This is a genomic window from Streptomyces coryli (assembly GCF_011044975.1).
Lineage (GTDB): Bacteria > Actinomycetota > Actinomycetes > Streptomycetales > Streptomycetaceae > Streptomyces > Streptomyces coryli.
The window spans coordinates 1-3,049 of sequence record NZ_JAAKZV010000455.1 but is presented as its reverse complement, the minus strand read 5'-3'; the positions used below and the strand labels follow the sequence as shown (position 1 = coordinate 3,049).

Here is a 3,049-nt window from a genome sequence, read left to right as displayed (position 1 = left end):
CTGCCCACCACCGCCACACGCCTCGCCGCGTACAGCCTCCTCGGCACCGGCGCCGCCCTCATCGCCGCCGCCTTCGCCGCCCCGTACGCCCTCGCCCTCCCCCTCTTCGCGCTGGCCGGCGCCTGCGACGGCCCCCTCCTCACCGCGACCCTCCGCATTCGCGCCGACCACGCCCCGCCCGGGGCACACGCCCAGGTCTTCACCGTCGGCGCCGGCCTCAAGGTGACCGCGGGCGCGCTCGGCGCCGCCCTCGTCGGCATCGGGGCCGACACCCTCCCGCCGTACGCGCTCCTCCTCGGCATCGCCGCCCTGCAGCCGGCCGCGGCGGCGCTGTTGCTCACCCGTGGCGGCAGCGCCGTAAAACCCGCGGAATCACCCTCGCCCCAACTCGAACAAACATCCCGAACTCCCGCTTGACCAGGGCCGTTTGTCAGTGCTGAGCGGTATCATTGAGGTACAGTTCGCGACGCCGAGGAGGCAGCCGATGCCAGTGGCCCACGCCCCGACGCCCCTGTTCCAGACCCAGCCCTTCCAGCCCCTGCGCAAGAAGCCGCTACCCCCGGGGCGGCCCCGGGAGTGGTACGTCACGCACAACCGCAAGCTCAAGGCGATGCGGATCGCCATAGCCCTGCTGGACACGGGGGTGTACACGCCGCAGCAGGCCACGAACTCCGTGTGCCGGCACACCGCCGAGCGGATCGGCGTGCACCCGCCGTCGAATGTCACCTGCCACATGATCCGCGGGCTGCTGCCGCGGAACGGGATCGATCTCGGCTGACGCCGGACGGCGGCCATGCCCTTCCCCGCCGTTGTACCGTGACGGCTCGTAGCGGTTCGTAGCGGTTCGGCGGGGAGGGGCGATCGTGGCCAACGAGAAGGCGACCGAGGCGTGGAACGGCGAGAGCGGGCAGCGCTGGGCGAACGAGGCCGACCGGTATGACGCGCTGCTGCAGCGCTTCACGCCGCGGCTGATGGCCGGTGCGGCACTGAAGCCCGGCGAGCGGGTGCTGGACGTCGGCTGCGGCTGCGGGCAGACGAGCCTGATCGCCGCCGCCGCGGTGGGCGAGTCCGGCCGCGTGACCGGCGTCGACCTCTCCGGACCCATGCTCGCGACCGCCCGCGCCCGCGCCGAAGGCCTGGGCAACATCGACTTCGTGCAGGCCGACGTCCAGCAGCACGACCTAGGCGAGGGTGCGTACGACATCGCCATCAGCCGCTTCGGGGTGATGTTCTTCGACGCTCCGGACATCGCCTTCGCGCAGGTGCACCGGGCGCTGGGGCCGGGCGGGCGGCTGGCCTTCGCCTGCTGGCAGGGCGGTGCGGAGAGCGAGTACTACCAGGTGCCGCGCGCAGCCGTCGCGCCCTTCGTCGGCCCGGACGAGCCCGACGACCCGGACGCCCCCGGTCCGTACTCCCTCGCGGAACCCGGCAAAGTGCGGGCGCTGCTCGGCGGGGCCGGTTTCACGGACGTGCGGCTGGAGCGGGTCGACGAGGCCGCGGTGTCGGGCGCCGACGCAGCGGACGCGGCGGCATTCCGGCTGACCAGCCCGTCCTTCGCCGGGCTGCTCAAGGACCTCGGCCCCGAGGACAAGGCCAAGGCGGCGGACGCGGTGCGCCAGGCACTCATCCCCTACGAAACCCCCGACGGCGTGCTGCTGAAGGCCCCCGCCTGGGTCGTCACCGCCCGCCGCTGACCGCCGCCTGCAACTCGGTGACCAGCCGGGGCGTCAGCAGCGCCCCGGCCTGGTCGGCCAGCACACCCATCTCGTAGCCGATCATCCCGACATCGCTGTCCGCCTCCGCCAGCACGCCGAGGCAGCTGCCGTCGCGCACGGTCGACACGAGCAGGAACCCGCCGTACATCTCCACCATCACCAGCTTCACGCCCCCGCCCATGCGCACGTGCGCGTGCGCGGCGCTGTGGGCGAGGCTGGTGATGCCGGAGACGACGGCGGAGAGGTGGTCGGCGGCGTCCCGGTCGAGCGCCTCGGAGCCGGCGAGGAGCAGGCCGTCCGACGATACGGCGACGGCGTCGGCGACCCCGTGCACCCGGCGGACGAAGTCCGCGATGAGCCAGGTGAAGTCACCGGCTTCGGTGGTGGTGATGATGGTCATGGCGTGCATCAGTCCTTCGGGAGGGTGAGGGTGGCGGGTGCCGCTCCCCTGGCCACCCCGGCGCGGAAGCCGCCCAGCAGCGAGCGCAGCCGGTCGGGGCCCGGGGGCTGGTCGGCGGGGCGCAGCCGGTCGAGGAGCGCGGGCGGCAGGGCGACGTAGGCGGTCAGTCCGGTCACCTGCTCGCCGCCGCTGCCGCTGCCGCCGGCCGGCTGCTCCGTGCGGTGCAGCTCCACCTGCGCGCCCAGCCGGGCGGCGAGCTTGCCGACGACGTAGTGGCCGAGGAGCTTGGCCGGGGCCGGGTGGAGGGACTCCACCCCGGCGAGGCGGGCGTTGGCGCGGGTCAGGTCCGCGGCGGGCATGCCGGGGCCGTGGTCGACGAGGGCCAGGCAGTACTCGCCGGAGTCGGCCCAGCCGTAGACCTCGACCGGGCGGGTCGGCGGGGAGAACGCCAGGGCGTTCTCGAGGAGTTCGGCGAGCAGATGGGAGAGATCGGCGACGGCGTGCCCGCGGATGCGGCACGGCTCGGCCTCGACGACCTGCACCCGGCGATAGTCCTCGACCTCCGACACCGCGGACTGGATCACCTCGAGAGCGGTGACGGCCCCCGCCCACGTGCGCGGCGGCGACTGCTCCCCCGCCAGTACGAGCAGGGACTCGGCATTGCGCCGCATCCGGGTCGCCAGGTGATCCAGCTCGAAGAGCTCGGCGAGGCCGTCCGGGTCGAGCTCCTTGCCCTCGAGGGTGGTGATGAGATCGAGCTGTCGGCGGAGCAGATTCTGGTTGCGGCGACCGAGGTTGGCGAGGGACTGGCTGCTGTTACGACGCAGGGCGGCCTGCTCGCCGGCGAGGGCGATGGCGGTGCGCTCGACGTTGTGCAGCGCGGCGGCGAGACGGGCGATTTCGGCGGAGCCGCGGCGGGGGGTGGGGGCTGCGA

General features: G+C 73.7%; 4 protein-coding genes and 1 pseudogene. 3 read left to right on the top strand and 2 right to left on the bottom strand.

Annotation, left to right across the window (positions count from 1 at the left end; genetic code table 11):
* From G5C51_RS41120 to G5C51_RS41110, 3 genes and pseudogenes are all read left to right on the top strand, one after another.
* Positions 1 to 417: pseudogene (locus tag G5C51_RS41120) on the top strand (MFS transporter); the annotation flags it as partial.
* A 67-nt stretch (positions 418 to 484) separates the two neighbouring features.
* Complete coding sequence (locus G5C51_RS41115; protein WP_165245913.1) at positions 485 to 778, top strand: hypothetical protein; 294 nt, start codon at positions 485 to 487, stop codon at positions 776 to 778.
* Between the two features lie 85 nt (positions 779 to 863).
* Positions 864 to 1,694 (top strand): methyltransferase domain-containing protein, encoded by an 831-nt coding sequence (locus tag G5C51_RS41110; protein WP_206314868.1) that lies wholly within the window; start codon positions 864 to 866, stop codon positions 1,692 to 1,694.
* Here G5C51_RS41110 and G5C51_RS41105 read toward each other — a convergent pair.
* Both G5C51_RS41105 and G5C51_RS41100 read right to left on the bottom strand, forming a co-directional pair.
* Positions 1,678 to 2,115, bottom strand: a complete 438-nt coding sequence (locus G5C51_RS41105; protein ID WP_165245911.1) for a roadblock/LC7 domain-containing protein — start codon at positions 2,113 to 2,115, stop codon at positions 1,678 to 1,680. The two genes, G5C51_RS41110 and G5C51_RS41105, sit on opposite strands and share 17 nt — an antisense overlap.
* 8 nt (positions 2,116 to 2,123) lie before the next feature.
* Positions 2,124 to 3,049, bottom strand: a 926-nt coding sequence (locus G5C51_RS41100; protein WP_165245909.1) for an ATP-binding protein, incomplete at its 5' end; no start/stop codon positions are given.

Bases quoted from the DNA above. Each gene is read 5' to 3' on its own strand.
- G5C51_RS41115 (WP_165245913.1), top strand. From the start codon at position 485: ATGCCAGTGGCCCACGCCCCGACGCCCCTGTTCCAGACCCAGCCCTTC.
- G5C51_RS41105 (WP_165245911.1), bottom strand. From the start codon at position 2,115: ATGACCATCATCACCACCACCGAAGCCGGTGACTTCACCTGGCTCATC.